This window comes from Arthrobacter sp. 05L421 (genome assembly GCF_056397785.1).
This window is the reverse complement of sequence record NZ_JBFTOC010000010.1, coordinates 37,774-55,143: the sequence shown is the minus strand read 5'-3', so window position 1 is coordinate 55,143 and position 17,370 is coordinate 37,774. Positions and strand designations below refer to the sequence as shown.

Annotated in this window: 15 protein-coding genes; 4 read left to right on the top strand and 11 right to left on the bottom strand. The window is 68.0% G+C overall.

The genetic code is table 11. The annotated features are described in order from the left end of the window. The first annotated feature begins 113 nt into the window (after positions 1–113). Positions 114–461 carry a hypothetical protein gene (locus AC1DKQ_RS13070; RefSeq protein ID WP_476885628.1) on the top strand — a complete coding sequence of 116 codons (348 nt, stop codon included), beginning with the start codon at positions 114–116 and terminating at the stop codon, positions 459–461. 104 nt (positions 462–565) lie between these two features. On the opposite strand, the gene AC1DKQ_RS13065 is transcribed toward AC1DKQ_RS13070, so the two are convergent. The 8 genes from AC1DKQ_RS13065 to AC1DKQ_RS13030 form a co-directional block, all read right to left on the bottom strand. Then, positions 566–2,353, bottom strand: coding sequence for a DEAD/DEAH box helicase (locus AC1DKQ_RS13065; protein WP_476919205.1), 1,788 nt, complete (start codon positions 2,351–2,353; stop codon positions 566–568). Positions 2,354–2,611: 258 nt separating this feature from the next. After that, entirely contained in the window at positions 2,612–2,929 is a 318-nt protein-coding gene (locus AC1DKQ_RS13060; RefSeq protein WP_377985578.1) for a DUF3039 domain-containing protein, read from the bottom strand. 60 nt (positions 2,930–2,989) lie between these two features. After that, positions 2,990–3,772: a glucosamine-6-phosphate deaminase gene (gene nagB / locus AC1DKQ_RS13055; RefSeq protein ID WP_476919204.1), complete on the bottom strand. Its 783-nt coding sequence runs from the start codon at positions 3,770–3,772 to the stop codon at positions 2,990–2,992. Between the two features lie 59 nt (positions 3,773–3,831). Next, positions 3,832–5,403, bottom strand: coding sequence for a transporter (locus AC1DKQ_RS13050; RefSeq protein WP_476919203.1), 1,572 nt, complete (start codon positions 5,401–5,403; stop codon positions 3,832–3,834). After that, the gene (locus AC1DKQ_RS13045; protein WP_476919202.1) at positions 5,385–6,179 is read right to left on the bottom strand and encodes an ABC transporter ATP-binding protein; all 795 of its coding nucleotides are present in this window, start codon (positions 6,177–6,179) and stop codon (positions 5,385–5,387) included. Before AC1DKQ_RS13045 ends, AC1DKQ_RS13050 begins: the two co-directional genes overlap by 19 nt. 90 nt (positions 6,180–6,269) lie before the next feature. Further along, entirely contained in the window at positions 6,270–7,370 is a 1,101-nt protein-coding gene (locus AC1DKQ_RS13040; protein ID WP_476919201.1) for an NADH:flavin oxidoreductase/NADH oxidase, read from the bottom strand. After that, positions 7,370–8,380 (bottom strand): co-chaperone YbbN, encoded by a 1,011-nt coding sequence (locus AC1DKQ_RS13035; protein WP_476919200.1) that lies wholly within the window; start codon positions 8,378–8,380, stop codon positions 7,370–7,372. Before AC1DKQ_RS13035 ends, AC1DKQ_RS13040 begins: the two co-directional genes overlap by 1 nt. A gap of 56 nt (positions 8,381–8,436) precedes the next feature. Then, the gene (locus tag AC1DKQ_RS13030; protein WP_476919199.1) at positions 8,437–10,419 is read right to left on the bottom strand and encodes a hypothetical protein; all 1,983 of its coding nucleotides are present in this window, start codon (positions 10,417–10,419) and stop codon (positions 8,437–8,439) included. A 310-nt stretch (positions 10,420–10,729) separates the two neighbouring features. Between AC1DKQ_RS13030 and AC1DKQ_RS13025 the strand changes: the two genes are divergently transcribed. Continuing rightward, entirely contained in the window at positions 10,730–11,914 is a 1,185-nt protein-coding gene (locus AC1DKQ_RS13025; protein ID WP_476919255.1) for an AI-2E family transporter, read from the top strand. 3 nt (positions 11,915–11,917) lie between these two features. Here the strand turns inward: AC1DKQ_RS13025 and AC1DKQ_RS13020 are convergent, their stop codons facing one another. After that, entirely contained in the window at positions 11,918–12,742 is an 825-nt protein-coding gene (locus AC1DKQ_RS13020) for an alpha/beta hydrolase (protein WP_476885617.1), read from the bottom strand. Positions 12,743–12,752: 10 nt separating this feature from the next. Next, entirely contained in the window at positions 12,753–13,124 is a 372-nt protein-coding gene (locus AC1DKQ_RS13015; RefSeq protein WP_476885616.1) for an ATP/GTP-binding protein, read from the bottom strand. A 146-nt stretch (positions 13,125–13,270) separates the two neighbouring features. On the opposite strand from AC1DKQ_RS13015, the gene nucS reads away from it, so the two are divergent. Next, on the top strand, positions 13,271–13,966 hold the full coding sequence (nucS, locus tag AC1DKQ_RS13010) for an endonuclease NucS (protein WP_476885615.1): 696 nt from the start codon (positions 13,271–13,273) through the stop codon (positions 13,964–13,966). 289 nt (positions 13,967–14,255) lie between these two features. Further along, positions 14,256–14,459 carry a cold-shock protein gene (locus AC1DKQ_RS13005; RefSeq protein ID WP_011692441.1) on the top strand — a complete coding sequence of 68 codons (204 nt, stop codon included), beginning with the start codon at positions 14,256–14,258 and terminating at the stop codon, positions 14,457–14,459. 248 nt (positions 14,460–14,707) lie between these two features. Here the strand turns inward: AC1DKQ_RS13005 and AC1DKQ_RS13000 are convergent, their stop codons facing one another. Beyond that, positions 14,708–17,359 (bottom strand): phosphatidylglycerol lysyltransferase domain-containing protein, encoded by a 2,652-nt coding sequence (locus tag AC1DKQ_RS13000; protein ID WP_476919254.1) that lies wholly within the window; start codon positions 17,357–17,359, stop codon positions 14,708–14,710. Positions 17,360–17,370 lie beyond the last annotated feature (11 nt).

The window sequence follows — 17,370 nt, the reverse complement described above, 5'->3', positions numbered from 1 at the left end:
CCGGGCGGGCTTAACGGCTGGCGGGAAAAGGCCGCCGCCGCAGTAGACTCGAAATCCTTGCCCTATCGCCAGTCTTGCCATATCGACAGACCCGTAGAACCCCGGAGTACACCATGAAGAAGACCCTGACCGTTCTGATTGCCGCCGGAGCGCTGCTCGGCGCGGCCGGCTGCTCGGCCTCGCCGCAGCTGACCAACGAAGAAACCTGTGCCCGGGTCAAGACCGTGGTCTCCGCCCAGACGGCCACGTCGGACAAGGCCGGCATGACCAGGGTCGCCAACCAGCTGCGGCCCATCAAGGCGGCAGCATCCGAAGACCTGCGGGATCCGCTGCAGTCCATCATCGAATACTTTGACGAGGCGGCCAAGCCCGCCCCGGACGCCGCCAAGCTCGAGGACATGAAGGCCGACTACACCGCGGCAGGCCAGAAGTACGGCCAGGTCTGCGGCACGGGGAAGTAAACAACAGCCCAGTAGCCGAATCGCGAATCAGCGCAAATAAAAAGTGGAGGGACCAGGCCATCGGCCTGGTCCCTCCACTGTTGCCCCCTGCTGAATTCCTCCGGCTACTTCCGGCCGATGAACCAGTCCTGGAGCTTCCGCAGGCGGGTCTGCAGCTGTTCCTCATTGGCCTGCGCGACGGCCGGGCCGCCGCAGACGGTGCGCAGTTTGGTGTGGACGACGCCGTGCGGGGTCCCTGTGCGGGCCGACCAGGCCGCGACGTTCTTCGCCAGCTCCGTGCGCAGGTCCATCAGCATCCGATGGTCCGGCACGGCCGGGGCGGCAGCGGGGACGGCCTCCGCCTGCGGGGAGCGCTTGTTCTTCCGGTTCAACTGATCGTGCTGGCGCTGGCGCAACAAAGTGCCGACCTGGTCGGCGTCCAGCAGGCCGGGGATTCCGAGGAAGTCGAGCTCATCCTCCGAGCCCACCTCGCCGCCGGTGCCGAACTCGCCGCCGTCGAAGAGCACGCGGTCAAAGGACGCCTGGGAGTCGAGGGCCTCGAACTTGCCCTTCATCAGGGAGTCGGAGGCTTTCTCCTCGCGGTTCGCATCGTCCATGAGCGAGTCTTCAGGATTGAAGAGGCCGTCGCTGTCTTCCTTCTCCGGACGGTCCAGGGCGTGGTCGCGTTCGGCCTCCATCGAGTTGGCCAGCGCCATCAGCTGCGGCACCGAGGGCAGGAAGACCGACGCCGTCTCGCCGCGCTTGCGGGCACGCACGAAACGCCCCACGGCCTGGGCGAAGAACAGCGGGGTGGAAGTCGAGGTGGCATAGACGCCGACCGACAGCCGCGGCACGTCCACGCCCTCGGAGACCATCCGGACGGCCACCATCCAGCGCTTCTCGCTGGCGGTGAATTCCTCGATCTTGCTCGAGGCCTTGGCGTCATCGGAGAGGATGACGGTGGGCGATTCGCCGGTGATCTTCTTCAGCTGCCCGGCATAGGCGCGGGCGTCCTCATGGTCGGTGGCAATGACCAGGCCGCCGGCATCCGGGACGCTGCGCCGGACTTCGCTGAGGCGTTTGTCCGCGCCGGCGAGGACGGCGGGGATCCATTCGCCGGCCGGGTTCAGCGCCGTGCGCCAGGCCTGCGAGGTGATGTCCTTCGTGACGGCCGACTCTCCGAGCGAGGCCGCCATCTCGTCCCCGGCGCTGGTGCGCCAGCGCATTTGGCCGGAGTACGCCATGAACATGACCGGGCGGACCACATGGTCGCGCAGCGCCTTGCCGTAGCCGTAGGTGTAATCGGCCTTGGAGCGCCGGATCCCGTCGCGGTCCTCGGCATACTCCACGAACGGAATGGGCGAGGTGTCGGAGCGGAACGGGGTACCGGTCAGGGACAGCCGGCGGGTCGCGGGGTCGAAGGCCTCGCGGAGGCCGTCGCCCCAGGACAGCGCCTCGCCGCCGTGGTGGATTTCGTCGAGGATCACCAGCGTGCGGGCGGCCTCGGTCTTGGCCCGGTGCAGCATGGGCTTGCTCGCCACCTGGGCGTAGGTCACGGCGACGCCGATGAACCCGCGGCCGTGCTGGCCGTCGGCGTTCTTGAAGTTCGGGTCGATCGCGATGCCCACTTTGGCGGCGGCGTCGGCCCACTGGCGCTTCAGGTGGTCGGTGGGCGCCACGATGGTCACGCGGTTGACCACACCGGAATCGATGAGCATGGACGCCACGCGGAGGGCGAACGTGGTTTTACCTGCGCCGGGGGTTGCGACCGCAAGGAAATCCTTGGGGTGGATGCTGAAGTAGCTGTCCAGCGCCTCCTGCTGCCAGGCGCGCAGCTTGGGGGCGGTGCCCCAGGCAGCCCGCTCGGGATAGGCGGGGGGAAGCGTGGGTCCGCCGAAAAGTGTCTCTGTCATTGAGGCGCCCTCCAACCGAGCATGGCTGCAGCCGGCGGAGAAACCCAAATAAGCACAAAAACACCAATCTATTTCGGATGGACCCGTCGGAACCCCGCACAGGGCGGGCCCGGACAGCATGGACCGGCAAGCAGGGAACAGGGCAAGCAGGAGAACAGGGAACAAGAACTGTGGCGCAGCGGCGCGCCGGCATAGAGAATCGCCGCCAGGGACGGCTCACGGAGCCCCGGTTGTTCCGTTAGCTCCCGTTACATGACGTTACTTGTCGCCGGAGCCCTTGCCGCCGTCGTTCCCGGGGCGCAGGCCCTCGTAGACTTCCTTGCATTCAGGGCAGACGGGGAACTTCTGCGGATCCCGGCCCGGGGTCCAGACCTTGCCGCAGAGCGCGATGACCGGGTCACCGGTCAGCGCGGATTCCATGATCTTTTCCTTGCGCACGTAGTGCGAGAAGCGCTCCCGGTCACCGGGCTCAACTTCCTGGCGCAGTTCCTCGCGCTCGATCGTGGCCGTAGACGTACCGGCTCCGGAGAGCTCGCGCATCGGATCGTTTTCGAGAGGATCGGTCATGCTAGTCATGACACCCATCTTAGCCGTTGGAAGTCCCCTGCCGGACCTGCGCGATGCCGGGGCCGGAGCTTAAAGCCCCTGCCAGGCAGGTTTGTGGTCGTAGCTGTGGCGGTAGTAGTCAGCCAGCCGCAGCGACGATGCCGCCGCCTCGTCCAGGAGGATGGTGGCGTGCGGGTGCAGCTGGAGCACGGAGGCCGCGCAGATGGCGGCGACGGGGCCCTCGGCAAGATCCCGGACGGCTTGGGCCTTTTGCGCACCGGTCGCGGCCAGGATGACGTGGCGGGCATCCAGGATGGTGCCCAAGCCCTGGGTCAGGACATGGTGCGGCACGGCAGCCAGGCTGTCGAAAAACCGTGCGTTGTCCCGGCGTGTCTGCTCGATCAGGGTCTTGATCCGGGTCCGGGACGCCAGCGACGAGCCCGGTTCGTTGAACCCGATGTGGCCGTCCGTGCCGACGCCGAGGAGCTGCAGGTCCACTCCCCCCGCGTCGCGGATGGCTTCTTCATAGTCCTGGCAGGCTGCCGGGATGTCCGCCGCGGCGCCGTCGGGCACGTGGACGTTGGCCGGGCTGATGTTCACGCGTACGGTGAATTCGCGCGCGACCACCTCGCGGTAGGACCCCGGGTGCCCGGCGGGCAGTCCCACGTACTCATCCAGGGCAAAGGCGCGTACCTGGCTGAAATCCAGGCCGTCGCGCTGGTGCCGCAGGGCCAGCTCGGCGTATATCGGCAACGGCGAGGAACCGGTCGCCAGGCCCAGCACGGCGTCGGGCTTGCGGCGAAGAAGGGCCTCCACCGCATCCGCTGCAAGCGACGCGACCTGCTTGCCGCCGGGAAGGATGACAACTTCCATGATCCTGCCTTTACTGGCCTACCTGGTGTTTGAGTCTGCGCACTCCCAGCATGCACCCGTCAGCGGTTGACGGCCAGTTGCGCCAGCAGCTCCGGGCCCCGCCGGTCCAGCCACGCACCGCCGGCCCGGACGCCGGTGGCGAAAAGCGCGAGGCCCAGCACGGGTCCGAGGACCAAGGTGATCCAGCCCGGCACGGCGCTGCCGGTGATGAACTGCGCGGCCACGAGAGCCACCTCAGGCGCCACGAGGACCATGAGCACGGCCATGCCGCCGAACTGAACGGCGAGGGTCTGGGCCACGTTGCCTGGCGGTTTCTTGAATGGGCTGTCGCCCGGCAGCGGGACACTCACGGTGTAGCGCGCCGAGATCACCGAGGCCAGGCCCAGGCCGGTGAAGAGGACGCCGAGGGAGAGGCCGAGGATCGCGGGCAGCTTGTCCCAGTCGCCGGTGAAGAAGAAGGGTCCGACGCTGAAGATGAGCACCACGGGCAGTGCGAAGCTCAGGCACGCCAGTGCCCGGCCCAGCCGGTCATCGGCCCCGCGCACACCGGTGGCCACGTGCAGGGCGAACGCGGTGCTGTCGTAGGAGACGTCCGTGGAGATCGACCAGGCTAACAGGAAGGCCGTCAGCGGCCCCACAAACTGGAACGGACCATGGAACCCGCTCTGGCTGCCCTGGAAGAGCATCAGCACGGGCAGGAGCGGAACCACCACCAGAGCCCCGGCGTAGCGGGGATCACGCAGCCAGTAGTACAGGGACCTCGCGACGACGGCGGCGGCCGGCGTCGCCGGGAGGAGCCTGAACAGGCCCGCGCCGCCGGTGCGCCGCTTGGATGTCCCGGCGTAGGGCGGGGTCACCAGGGCACGCTGCAGCAGGACCTTCCATGCCAGGGCCAGGCCCGCCAGTGTGGCCACGGCGATGAGGAATTTCACACCAGCAGCCGCGTAGTTTCCGGCGGCGAGCTCGCCGCCAAGCGCGAAGGCCGCCCCGGCCGGCGTCCAGGACAGCGTCCGGGCCAGAACGGTCAGGAAATCGCCCGAACCCGCGATCCCCCTCGCGATGCCCGCCACGATGGGGCCCGTGAGCACGAGCGGGATGAGGAAGGCGACGGAGCTGATGTCCTTGAAGCGCCGGGAGCTGGCCAGTCCGGCCGTGGCCGTGGTCACCACCTTGGAGAGCACGACACAGCTCAGAACGCCCAGCACGGCACCCACCAAAGCGCCAGCCGCGGCCGGCAGGCTGCGGGACCAGGTGCCTACCGTGGCGAGTGCAACCAGCGAGGTTGCGATGCCCGGAATGCCGATCAGGCCGCCCAGCGCCAGCCCTGTCAGCAGCTGCGGCATAGGCACGGCGAAGGTGGTGAAGCGGGCAGGGTCCAGAGTCATGTCCGCGGCGGAGACCGCGACGGGGATGATGGCCCAGCCCAGGAGCGCCGTTGCGCCGCCCAGGACCACCACGGTCTGGGCGAGTTCGATCTCCTGGCCGCGCAGGACGATCAGCCCGGCCACCAAAACACCCACGATTCCCAATGCATACAGGGCGCCGATCCCGAGGCCCACCAGCTGCCAGGGGCTGCGCCGGACACTGTTGCGCAGCAGGGTCAGCTTGAGCCTCAGAAGGTGCGCAACCATTCCAGCCCTTCCGTGTGGTTCCGGCCGCCCACAAGCTGCACGAAGCGGTCCTCGAGGCTGACCCCGGCGCGGACTTCCTCCACAGTGCCGGCGGCGAGGACACGGCCGCCGGCGACGACGGCGACGTGGTCGCACATGCGCTGGACCAGGTCCATGACGTGGCTGGAGACGATAACCGTTCCGCCCGAGGCAACATAGCGGTCCAGGATGTCGCGGATGTTCGCCGCGGAGATGGGATCCACCGATTCGAACGGCTCGTCGAGGACCAGGAGACGTGGGGCGTGGATCAGCGCCGAGGCCAGCGCGATCTTCTTCGTCATGCCGGCGGAGTAGTCCACCACCAGCGTGCCGGCGTCGTTGCCCAGGTCCAGCGCCGCGAGCAGTTCCGCCACCCGTGACGCCACCATCGCCCGGTCCATCCCACGCAGCAGGCCGGCGTAGGTCACCAGCTGCTCACCGCTCAGGCGGTCGAACAGCCGGACGCCGTCGGGCAGTATTCCCATCAGCTTCTTGGCCTCCAGCGGATGCTGCCAGACGTCGACGCCGTGGACCAGCGCGGTCCCGAAATCGGGGCGCAACAGGCCCGTCGCCATGGACAGCGTGGTGGTCTTGCCGGCGCCGTTGGGGCCCACCACCCCGTAAAAGGATCCGGCCGGAACGTCCAGGCTGATGCCGTCGACGGCGATCTTGCCGCCGAAGCGCTTGGCGAGGCCAAGCAGGGACAGGGCAGGAACCGGCGAGGACGGGCCGGGCGGGACCGGGGGCTGGAATGTCATGACGCCAGACTAACGCTCCGCCGGCGCGAAAAGGATCGTCCGCAAGGCGTAGGTTTTCACCCGGGGGAACCGGCCCCGCGACCTGGCGTTTTAGAACATGTGCCGGGGTATGGCGCGTTCGTACTGCGGCGGCCACGCAATGTCATGGCCGAGCTCGAACGCGGCCCGCAGCCACCAGTGCGGGTCCCGCAGGGCGGCCCGGGCTATGAAGACGCCGTCGGCCTGCCCGGTGGCCACCGCGTGCTCGGCCTGCCCGGCCGAGGTAAGGAGTCCCACAGTGCCGGTCCTGACTCCGGCTTCGCGCCGGATCCGGGCGGAGAACCCGGTCTGGTAGCCGGGGCCCACTGGAATCTGCTGGTGGGCAACGGCCCCGCCGCTGGAAACGTCCACCAGGTCCACGCCGCGCTCCGCGGCGGCACTGGCCATCCGGACCGAAGCCTCGGCCTCGATTCCGCCCGGCGCCCAGTCCGAGGCCGAGATCCGCAGCAACAGGGGCATGGAGTCCGGGATGACGGCGCGGACTGCGTCCACCACAGCAAGCGTCAGCCTGTTCCGGCCTGCCTCGTCCCCGCCCCAGCGATCCGTGCGGTCGTTGACCAGCGGGCTCTGGAACTGGTGCAGGAGGTAGCCGTGGGCGCCATGGATTTCGATCGTGTCGAAACCGACGTCGACGGCCCGCACGGCGGCCGCCGCGAAGTCGGCGATCACGCCGTCGATCTGCTCTTCAGTCAAGGCCGACGGCGGCGCGTAGCCGTCGAACGCGCTGGTGCCGGGGCCCACGGTGTCCCAGCCGCCGTCGGACGCCGGCACGCTGCCCTTCTTGCCCGAGAACGGCCAGTAGGAGGACGCCTTCCGGCCGGCGTGCGCCAGCTGGGTGCCGATCTTGGTCTCCGCGGTGCCGTGCCGGTGAACGAAGGAGGTGATGCGTTCCCAGGCCGCGGCCTGGTGGTCGTTGTAGAGGCCGGCGTCCCGGGGGCTGATTCTGCCCGCGGAGTTCACTGAGTTGGCCTCGGTGAGGATGAGGGCAGCGCCCCCGGCGGCAAAGGAGCCCAGGTGCATGAGGTGCCAGTCGGTGGGCACGCCCTCGCCCGTCCCGGGCTCGCAGCTGTACTGGCACATCGGCGATACCCAGCCGCGGTGCTGCAGCCGCAGGGACCTCAGGTCCAGCGGCGCGAAGAGTGCCGATCCCATTAGAACAGCACCCGGGCCAGTCCCTGGCGGGCCTTGGCGACCCGCGGGTCACCGGTGCCGACGACGTCGAAAAGTTCCAGCAGCCGGACCCGGGCGGTCTCACGTTCGGGGCCGAAATTCCGGCCAATGAACGTCACGATCCTGCCGAGGCCGTCCTCGATGTGGCCGCCGGCGATGTCCAGGTCCGCAACTCCAAGCTGGGCCTCCAGGTTGTCCGGCTGGTCGGCTGCGAGCCGGCGAAGGTCATCTGCCTCCGGCCCCGAGAAGGCCTGCAGGCGCGCCATGAGTTCCACCTGGGCCAGACCGGCCTTCGCCTCTGCGTCGGCGGGCATCTCGTTCAGGGCCTGCCGGTAGGCGGCAGCGGCGGCCTCGTAGTCGCCGGTCTCGATCGCGTCGAACGCTGCCTGATGCAGCGGCGGCAGCGGCGGAGCCTCAGGTTCCCCGCTGCCGGGTCCGCCGGCGCCAATCTGTCCGGTCACGCCGTTGGCGGCCGCGACCTTGAGGAGTTCGTCGAACAGGCTGCGTACCTGCTGTTCGTCCGCGCTGCCCTGGAAGAGCGGAACGGGCTGGCCCTTGACGACGGCGACGGCGGTCGGCACGGCCTGGACCTGGAAGGCCTGGGCAAGTTCCGGGAAGACGTCGATGTCGGCGGCCCCCAGGACCAGCCGGCCGTCATAGCTCTCGACGATGCCTTCGAGGACCTCCACCAACTGGCCGGAGCCGGGCGAGTAGGAGGCCCAGAGGGCGATCACCACGGGCACCTGGGCCGAGAGCTCCACGAGCTCCTGGAAGTTGCCTTCGGTCACGTCCACGCGCAGCGGCCGGCCGGAGTGGCCGGCGGCACCGGCTAACGGTGCGGGGGCTGCGGCAGAACCGGTCGGACCGGTGGCCGCCGGACCCGGCGCTGCCGGTGCCGGCCGCTGTTTCAAGGCGGAGAGATCGACGGCGCCGCGCAGGTTCAGCGGGCTGGCGGCAACTGGCGGGACCGGGCGGGAAGCTGGCGTAGTCATAGCTCCACTCTAGCCATTGAAGTCCCGCCCGGCGCCACCGTCCCCGCCGGTGAAGGCTACTTGAAGGCAGCCCCGACCAGGCCGCGGGTGGCGGCCACGAGCTTCATTGGATCCTTGGAACCGGCCGGCGGAACATAGACCGCCACGGACTCGGCGAAGTTCAGCACCATGCCGGTGCTGGTCTCCTTTCCGCCGGCCAGGGCCGCAGCGTCGTCGCCGATCGTGAGCTTGTCCCCGGCAGCCTTCGGGGTGCCGTCGAAGGAGAAGTTCAGGCGGCCCAGCACCAGTGCCCCGCCGTCGGCGGTGCGGAACACGACTGTGTTCTCGGGGGCCACCTTGTGCGTGAAGGCGAAGGCGCCGTTGACACCTGACTTGACGACGTCGGCCTGGTAGGCGAGTGTGTCCGCGATGTACGGGGAGGACTGGCCCTCGACGAGCTTGTCCTTGAAGGCGGAGGTGGCCGTGGTCAGGCGGTCACCCAGTCCGGCGAGGGCTTCGTCGCCGCTGTACAGCAGTCCGCTCTTGTCCGCGGACGCCATGGTCTCCGTGCCGGCCCGCCCGATCGCCGGGAAGGTGGCGCCGGGCTGCAGCGGTGTGCTGCTGACCAGCTTGTAGTTTTCCCGCGGGGAGGCCTGGGTCAGGGTCAGCAGCTGCGGTACGACGTTGCCGTCGCCCTGGGTGACGGCCATGACGGAGCGGGGCCAGCTGCGCTTGTTGGTTACAACAGTGGTCAGCAGCTTCGTGGAACGGACAGGCATGCGGGCCTCGTAAGAGCCGACCTGCGAGCGGATCTTGTAGTTCTGGGTGCGCACCTCGAGCTCGGACTTGGCCACGCGCGGCGCCAGCTTGGCGGCGTCCTTGGCGGCGTCCCCGGCATCGACGGCACCCGCAACCTGTTCCAGGACGCGGCGGAACTGGGCGTCCAGCAGCACCGGCGCATCGCCGGCCTGGTCCTGGTCCGCAGTGGAACTGCCCGGGGTCGCGTTGCTGGAGGCCGGCGCAGGGGTCGCCGGGGCACTGGACACTGGGGCACTGGACACCGGAGCACTGGGCGACGGCGCGGGTGTCTGGCTGGCCTGGGCGGCCACTGATGTTCCGGCGACGGCGGTGGCCGTCAGCAGGGCCACCACGATGCCGGAACGGCGCGCCGTGCCGATGCCCTTCTTCTGCACTGCTGTTGGTCTCCCCGGCTTCTGCACTGCTGTTGATTTCTCCGGCGCTGTTTTCTCCGGTGTGGCCGGCTGGGGTGCTGTTTCGGGTGCTGCAGTGCCGGGTACGGCAGGCTGCTGCGTGCTTGCCGTCGAACCCTGTCCCGCGCGTCGTGCCGCGGCCTTGGCCTGCGCGCGGCGGGCGAATGCGCTGCCGCCCCCGTCGTCGCCGCTGCCGCCGTCGCCGTTGCCGCCGTCGTCTGTCCCATTGCCGGACCGGTTGCCTGACTTCGGCTTCAGGACCAGCAGCGCCCCGCCCGCGATGATCAGCAGGGCGCCGAGCACCATGAACGGAATGGCCCAGGGCGTGGACGTGTCGTTCGGGAACGTGATCGTGATGGAGCTGGGGGCGGGCTTGGTGCCGTCCGTCGCCAGGAGGAGGGACCAGTCGCCGTCGGCCGGCGCGTTCCACGAGTAGTTCATTTCACCGCTGGCGTTCTCGGTGCTGACCCAAAGGTCGGATCCGGCGGGCGAGGGCGCGGTGGCATCGCCGTCGGTATGCGTCAGCTGCAACGCCTTGCCGTCCTCCGAGACGCCGGTGACAGTGTTGTGTGCCGTCTTGCCCACCCACGCGTCGACGTCGTCCGGCCGCCCGGCGGCCAGCAGGAAGGCACCGTCGCCCTTGACTTGGATGTTCACGGTCCCAGGGTGCAGCGTCCTCAGCTTCTCGTCGAAGACGGTCAGCGGCGCGGCAGTACCGGTCGGCGCCGTGGCCGTAATCGTCTCCGGGGGAGCCCAGAACGTCTTCTGGCCAATTCCGGCCAGCAGGGTCAGGAGGCCGAGCAGCACCAGGGCGACTGCAGTCTTGAAACGCAAAATACTACCAATCATCAGCGGACAGTTAGCTTCAATAGTAACCATTTTGTTACCCGCGAGTCAGATCGGCGGCCCGGCGCACCCCCGCCCGCGGCTCTCTGGCCGGGTCCCCGCCCTTGAGCTGACAAGCCTGCTGATAGTGTTTGCGGTGATCATCACACCCGCGCCACACCAGTGGCGCCGCACGGAAATAAGGGCATTCAACGCAGTGACTGAACATACGGATTCGTCCGCCGCCGGACAAGAAGAAGCCCAGGAATCCGGCAGCCAGGAACGCGGCCCCGAAGAAACCGCCGCCCCCCGGCCCGCAACCTCCCGTCCCCGGATCGCCGTCGCGAATGTCCTTGTGTCCGCGGCCCGCCGCCTGCGTCAGCCCCTGCCCGGAGCGCAGCCGCGAATCCGCTTCGAGATGCCGCCGGAGCATGAGGCCGAGCCCGGCTCCGAGGCGCCCTTCGGCAGCCCCGGTCCACGGATGTCCGCCCAGCACCCCCTTTACATGGGCTTCATGGGCACGGTCGGCGTCGGCATCGCCCTCCTGGTCTACTGGATCGGTTCGAACACGACGCAGCTGCTCTTGTGGATCGTCACGGCACTCTTCATCACCTTGGGGCTGGACCCCGTGGTGCGCTGGCTCGAACACCGGAATGTCCCCCGCGCCGCCGGCATCCTCCTGTCCGTCTCCACCCTGGCGGTTGCCGTCGCCGCATTTTTCGCCACCCTGATCCCCACGATCGTGCAGCAGGTGACGCAAATCGTGCAGCAGGCGCCCAAATGGGTCCAGGAGTTCATCGACTCGGAGTTCTTCCGGAGCGTAGACAGCCAATTCGGCATCCGGGACCGCATCAGCCAGGAGCTGGAGAAGTTCGTCAACAACCCGGAGGCCATGGGCGGCATCTTCGGCGGTGTTGTCGGCTTCGGCACCACCCTGGCAAACGGGCTCTTTGGCGCGCTGATCGTGCTGGTCCTGAGCCTGTACTTCCTGGCAGCCCTTCCCGCCATGAAGAAGTGGGGCTACCGGCTGGCGCCCCGCTCGCGCCGGGCCCGGGTTGAAGCCCTGTCCGAGGAAATCACCGGTTCGGTGGGCAACTACGTCATCGGCCAAGCCGCCGTCGCAGTGCTGAACGCCACCTTCGCCTTCATCGTAATGTCGATCATCGGAGTGCCGTTCGCCACGCTGCTGGCGTTCGTGGTGGCGCTGCTGGCGTTCATCCCCCTGGTGGGCGGCATGATTGCCGGGTTCCTGGTGACGATCGTTGCACTGACTGCCGGCTGGCAGACGGCGGTTGTCTTTGCCATCTGCTATTTCGCCTACCTCCAGTTCGAGGCCTACTTCATCTCACCGCGGATCATGCAGAAGGCCGTGGCGGTGCCCGGGGCCGTCGCCGTCATCTCGGTGATCGCCGGCGGCAGCCTGCTCGGCGTGCTCGGCGCCCTGATCGCCATCCCCACGGCGGCAGCGATCCTGCTGCTGGTCAAGGAAATCTTCATCGCGCGCCAGGACAGCCGCTAGCAGTCAGTGCGCCGTGGCGACCGGCCCGGCCCATTCCTGCGGCAGCACAGTTCCGGCATTCCCTGATCCGGCATTCCCTGGTCCGGCATTGCCGGGGATGACCTCGTCCACAATTTCGTTGAGCACGCGTCCGGCGTACTTCTCCCCCACCCACAGGTGCTTGGCGCCGTCGACCCCCAACACCTGGGCCTGCGGCACAAGCGCGAACCTCGCGGCCGCAGCCACCGGCTGCAGGTAGTCGTCATGTTCGGGGACCAGCACCTTCAACGGCTTGCCCGCCTGCGCCCATTCCTTCAGGTGCACGTCCGTGGCCCGGTGCAGCGGAGGCGAGAGCAGGATAGCCCCTTCGATCTCGGACGCGACGGGCTCGGCCGCGCCGTACATGAGGGCCAGCTCGGTGCCGAAGGACCAGCCCACCAGCCACCGGTTCGGCAGGCCCCGGTCCACGGCGAACTGCACCGCGGCCTCGACGTCCATACGCTCGCCGATGCCTTCCTCGAAGGCTCCCCCGCTGGTCCCCCGCGGCGATGACGTACCGCGCGTGTTGAAGCGCAGCACGGCGATTCCGGCAAGGGCCGGCAGCCGGTAGGAGGCCTTGCGGTAAACATGCGAGTCCATGAAGCCACCGTGCGTCGGCAGCGGGTGCAGGGTGATGAGTGTTGCCTTGATCTCGCCGGATTCCGGGACGGCGAGCTCGCCCACCAGCCGGTGTCCGTCCGAGGTGCGGAGTTCGACGTTCTCGCGGTGGGCCGGAAGGACGGTGGACGCACGGATGGCGGTTGGCGCAGACGGCTGGGTGAAGACGTACGACGCGGGATCAAAGGTCATGCTGACCAGCTTAGCGATAGCGGTAGCTCCGCGAGGTCCAGCAGTTGGTATGCCAGTGGCGCCGCTCGGCGAGGCCCGCCGCGGCACCAAAGAGGTGGTCCTCGGACCAGACCACCAGGTGGGCGATCCCCGGCAGCACGGCGGTGGAGCAGCCCGGGCAGATGTAGGTCTTCTCGGCACGGCTCGCGGTGATCGGTCGGACCATCCACTCGCCGTCCGGCGCGCTTTCCCGGCGGGCGAAACCTGAGCGGGCGCGCTCCAGATCGAGCTCCGGAGCCGGGCCGTGCTTGGCTCCGGTGGCTTTGCTCTTTCCGGGCGCTGCGCTCTTGCCAGAGCCTGTCTTGGCAGAACTTGCGCGGCGGGGGCGGTTGGAACGGGGCATGCCTCCATTCTGCCCCAGCCCCGCTGCCACGCATTGCGGCACCGCCGGCGCCGCAGGCCAAGCCCCGCCGGACAGCCCCCCGGCCCGGCGCGGACCCCAGCCCGCGGCCACCCTGGCACCCGGGCGCAGGCGGTAGAGTGGACCGGGTGCGTTTAGTCATAGCCCGCTGCTCCGTTGATTACGTCGGCCGCCTCAAAGCCCACCTCCCGCTGGCCACCAGGCTCCTTCTGGTCAAGGCCGATGGCTCGGTCCTGGTCCATTCAGACGGCGGATCCTACAAACCGCTGAACTGGATGAGCCCTCCGGCGTCCTTGCGCGTCTCCACCCCGGATGAGATCGACGTCGAGGTCGGCGTCGTCGAGCAGTGGACCGTCCAGTCGGCCAAGACCGATGACCGGCTCATTATCAATATTCATGAGCAGCTGCACGACACGTCCCACGAACTGGGCCAGGACCCCGGCCTGATCAAGGACGGCGTCGAGGCGGACCTCCAGCGGCTCTTGGCCGCACAGATCGAACTGCTCGGCAACGGCTTCTCGCTGATCCGCCGCGAGTATTTCACCGCGATCGGCCCCGTGGATATCCTGGCCCGGGACGCTGACGGCGCCACTGTGGCCATTGAGCTCAAGCGGCGCGGCGACATCGACGGCGTCGAGCAACTCACCCGGTACTTGGAACTGCTGAATCGGGACCCGCTGCTGGCTCCGGTCCGGGGAATCTTCGCGGCCCAGCAGATCAAGCCACAGGCCAAGGTTCTCGCTAAGGACCGCGGAATTGACTGCGTAACCCTGGACTATGACGCCATGCGCGGCGTTGACGACAGCGAATCCAGGCTCTTCTAAAGCCTGCTGCGGCAGCCTTTCGGCGTTGGCGATTCGCGTTGGGCGGTTCTTTGCACAAAATTTATGCATTTCTTCCGTTCGCCCGTTGACCTGACGCAAGTGTCATGAAATTCTTATACAAGTCTTTGTGTAGGTGTTATTCATGCTCGCAAGACATGTTGCGAGCGTGGAGCTCCTGCAGCCGCGGTCCGGGAATCCGGAACCGATGCCAAAGGTTCTTCTCGCAGAGTGACCAAGTTTGGTGCGAAGTGTGCCGAACTTATTCAAGATCCACAACGAGGAGAAACAAATGGCACAGGGAACCGTCAAGTGGTTCAACGCAGAAAAGGGCTTCGGCTTCATCACCCCGGATGACTCCGATGGCGATGTCTTCGTTCACTACTCCGAGATCCAGACCGGTGGCTTCAAGACCCTCGACGAGAACCAGCGTGTTCAGTTCGAGATCGGCCAGGGCGCCAAGGGTCCCCAGGCTACCGGCGTAACGCTGGTCTAGTCTCCCGTTTGGAAGTGCTTTAGGGCATTTCCGGCACCAGGAATGATCCCCGGCAATTGTGCCGGGGATCATTTTTTGTGCATTGTTGGGCGCAGTGATTCGGTCCTCCCCTTTTGGGCACGCCTCATTGGTCAAGAGCATTGTTCCTCCGAATTGCCCAGCCCGAATGCGTTTGCGGCAGAGCCCGGAGCCGCGCCAGGGATGCGCGTCAATAACCCCGCCACACAATACCCCGGCGGACCTGCCGGCTAACGCACCAGGGTGCGCAACAGGCGTGCGCTCTGCCGGACGGACAACCCGGGAAGATACGCGCGGCTCAGGGCCCGGCCCATCGCGGGCAATTGCAACGGATCCTGATAGTAAAGGTAAAGCGTGCGGTAGTCGGGCTTAAAGCGCGATTTGAACGTTGCCAGCGAGCGGAACCCGTAGACAGGTTCCAGGGCCCTGCCCACCACGTCCAGGATCCCAGCCAGACCCTCCGGCCCGGCATCGCGGTCCCCGGCAGCCTTTGCCGCAGGATCTCCAGCTGCGTCTGCGGAGGTTTCGCCGGCATCGCGGTCTCCAGCTGCGTCTGCGGAATTTTCGCCGGCAGCGTCCCCGGAAGTCTCGCGGGCAGCGGCCCTGGCGTGAGCGTCCCCGGTGTCACTGAGACCGGCTGCGTCGACTCCGGCGCGGTCCTTTGCCAGCGGCGAGCCGGAAAGGGAGATCACTGCGACCGTGCGCTTGAGCTCCAGCACCGCGGAGGCAATGAGGAACTCCATGACGCCGGGGAAGGCGTCTCCGCGCCGGCGCATGAAGTCCAGCGTCCAGCTCACCAGCTGTCCGTCCTCGTACACCGGCAGCCAGCTCGTGACACCCTGCACGCGTCCGTCGGCGTCCACCGCCAGGCAGCACAGCACCTCGTCGTCGTCGAGCTCGTCGATGGTGCCGAGCGTGAAACCCATCTCCGGCACGTGCTTTTGCGCCGCCCATTCCTCGGGGACCTCGCTCAGCTGTGCGCGCAGCGGGGCCGGGAATTCGCTGTAGCGCCCCCATACCGCGCGGACGCCGGTTTTCGCGGCACGGTTCAGGGCCGTGCGGACGTTCTGCCATTCCTTGCCCTTGAACTCGAGTTCGCGCACCGCGAGCCTGGTTTCCTGAGCCACTGCCACCCGGCGGAACCCGCGGCCCTGGAGCATCGGCCAGAGGCCGGCGGTGCAGGAGTAGAAACACGGGATCAGGGCATGCTCGGCGCAGTAGCGCATGAAACCCGCTGCGGTTTCCTCGTGGAGGGCGGCAGGTCCGAAGGGCCCCGCCAGCGTCAGGGCCACGTTGCCGTGCTGCTGATAGGCCAGCCCGCCGCGCCGGTCCGGCGTGAACCAGAATTTGTTCGGTTCCCAGAGCGCCATCCAGGACAGCGAGTCTCCGCCTTGGCGGATGAGGTCACGGGCCGTGTCCCGGTCACCGGAGCCGACGTCGGTGCTGTTCAGGCCGGTACCGTGCTGCCGGCGCCGCAGGACCAGCCAAACCGCCGCCAGGGCCACTCCCCAAAAGATGATGCCGGCGTAGGCGAACAGAAAGGACTCGACGGCGTACCGGTTCTGGAAGAGCCGGCTGTAGGCGCCGGGAATGGGCAGCGGCAGGTACTGCCGGGCGAGTTCCGCCGCGAGGCCCAGCACTCCCCCGTCGCGGTCCATCCCGCCGGCCGCCAGCCAAGCCACCGCGTAGGCGCCGGCGAGCCCCAGCCACGTGCCGCCGACCACAACGCCAAGGATCAGCCGGGCCCGCGGTGCCGTCTCCACCCGGAATTGCCGGCGGTTGAGCCAGAGCAGCACAACGAGCAGCAGCGGAACGGCCACCAGCGGAAGGACGTGGACAAAGCCGGAGCCCATCACGGCCGTGTGCGGCCGGTTGGGGTAGTGCGGAATGCGGGCGAACAGGGCGAGGTAGACGGCGGCCAGGGCTGTCACGGCGAGCTGGACTATGATGGCGATCCGCAGGGCCAGGCGGCGGCCCTGGCGCATGCCGTCCGCGCAGATCAGCAGCAGAACCACCGGGACGACGGCCAGCGCCAGGCCCAGTGGACCGGCGAATCCGGCCCGGCCGGCCTCCAGGCAGCTGACGTCAACCGTTCCGCCGCAGTTTTCCTCCAGCTGGCTCAGCGTGGGCAGCGGGTTCAGTACGATGTCGCGCAACAAGGCCAGGGGCCCGGTGGGGCTGCTGACAGCGGCTGTGAGGATCGGTCCGACCGCGAAAATCGCGACAGTGAGCGCCAGCAGGTTCCGCGTTTCGCGTCCCGTTGAACGGTGGCGGTGCAGCGTCCCCCGGTCGTCCTGGATCCACCAGCCCGCGGCCAGGCCCGTGAGGGCACCGGCGAGTCCCACTACGGTCTCCGGATGCCCGACGTAGAGCACCAGCAGCAAGGATGCGGAGACGACGGCGGTCCGGAGCCGTCGCTGCCAGAGCGTGGGAAGTAGTCCGCTGGCGGCCAGGGCCACGGCCAGGACGGCTGCATAGGGGCCGATCAGCCGCGCGTTGACCATGAGGCCGAGCCAGCCGTCGCCAATATACCGGGCCAACTGGGTGATCAGCAGGAACACGGTCACAGCGGCGAACTGGCCCGCAAAGAAGAACACGGCCGTCCGCAGCGTCCCCAGATGCCGTTCAGCGAGGCCCAGGAGCACGAGGATCATCAGCGATGCGGCGAGGTAGGCCAGCAGGTTGGTGGCGAAGAACTGTGAGGTGAACAGGGACCACCAGTGTCCCGCCCGCAGCCCCGGCGCACTGACGGAGGCAATGGGCAGCAGGGCCTTGGGCGGTCCGGACAGGAAGCTGCCCGTGACGGCCCCGACGATCAGGAAGGTCGCGAGGACCGCCAGGGTGAAGGGTACGGCACGGAAGTGCGCCAGTGTACGCCGCATGCCCTGCCGCC

Excerpts from the sequence above, each read along its gene's own strand:
- AC1DKQ_RS13005 (WP_011692441.1), top strand. The coding sequence starts at position 14,256 with ATGGCACAGGGAACCGTCAAGTGGTTCAACGCAGAAAAGGGCTTCGGC.
- AC1DKQ_RS13045 (WP_476919202.1), bottom strand. The coding sequence starts at position 6,179 with ATGACATTCCAGCCCCCGGTCCCGCCCGGCCCGTCCTCGCCGGTTCCT.
- nagB (WP_476919204.1), bottom strand. The coding sequence starts at position 3,772 with ATGGAAGTTGTCATCCTTCCCGGCGGCAAGCAGGTCGCGTCGCTTGCA.
- AC1DKQ_RS13040 (WP_476919201.1), bottom strand. The coding sequence starts at position 7,370 with ATGGGATCGGCACTCTTCGCGCCGCTGGACCTGAGGTCCCTGCGGCTG.
- AC1DKQ_RS13020 (WP_476885617.1), bottom strand. The coding sequence starts at position 12,742 with ATGACCTTTGATCCCGCGTCGTACGTCTTCACCCAGCCGTCTGCGCCA.
- AC1DKQ_RS13035 (WP_476919200.1), bottom strand. The coding sequence starts at position 8,380 with ATGACTACGCCAGCTTCCCGCCCGGTCCCGCCAGTTGCCGCCAGCCCG.
- AC1DKQ_RS13030 (WP_476919199.1), bottom strand. The coding sequence starts at position 10,419 with ATGATTGGTAGTATTTTGCGTTTCAAGACTGCAGTCGCCCTGGTGCTG.
- AC1DKQ_RS13070 (WP_476885628.1), top strand. The coding sequence starts at position 114 with ATGAAGAAGACCCTGACCGTTCTGATTGCCGCCGGAGCGCTGCTCGGC.
- AC1DKQ_RS13065 (WP_476919205.1), bottom strand. The coding sequence starts at position 2,353 with ATGACAGAGACACTTTTCGGCGGACCCACGCTTCCCCCCGCCTATCCC.
- AC1DKQ_RS13000 (WP_476919254.1), bottom strand. The coding sequence starts at position 17,359 with ATGCGGCGTACACTGGCGCACTTCCGTGCCGTACCCTTCACCCTGGCG.
- AC1DKQ_RS13050 (WP_476919203.1), bottom strand. The coding sequence starts at position 5,403 with ATGGTTGCGCACCTTCTGAGGCTCAAGCTGACCCTGCTGCGCAACAGT.
- AC1DKQ_RS13060 (WP_377985578.1), bottom strand. The coding sequence starts at position 2,929 with ATGACTAGCATGACCGATCCTCTCGAAAACGATCCGATGCGCGAGCTC.
- AC1DKQ_RS13015 (WP_476885616.1), bottom strand. The coding sequence starts at position 13,124 with ATGCCCCGTTCCAACCGCCCCCGCCGCGCAAGTTCTGCCAAGACAGGC.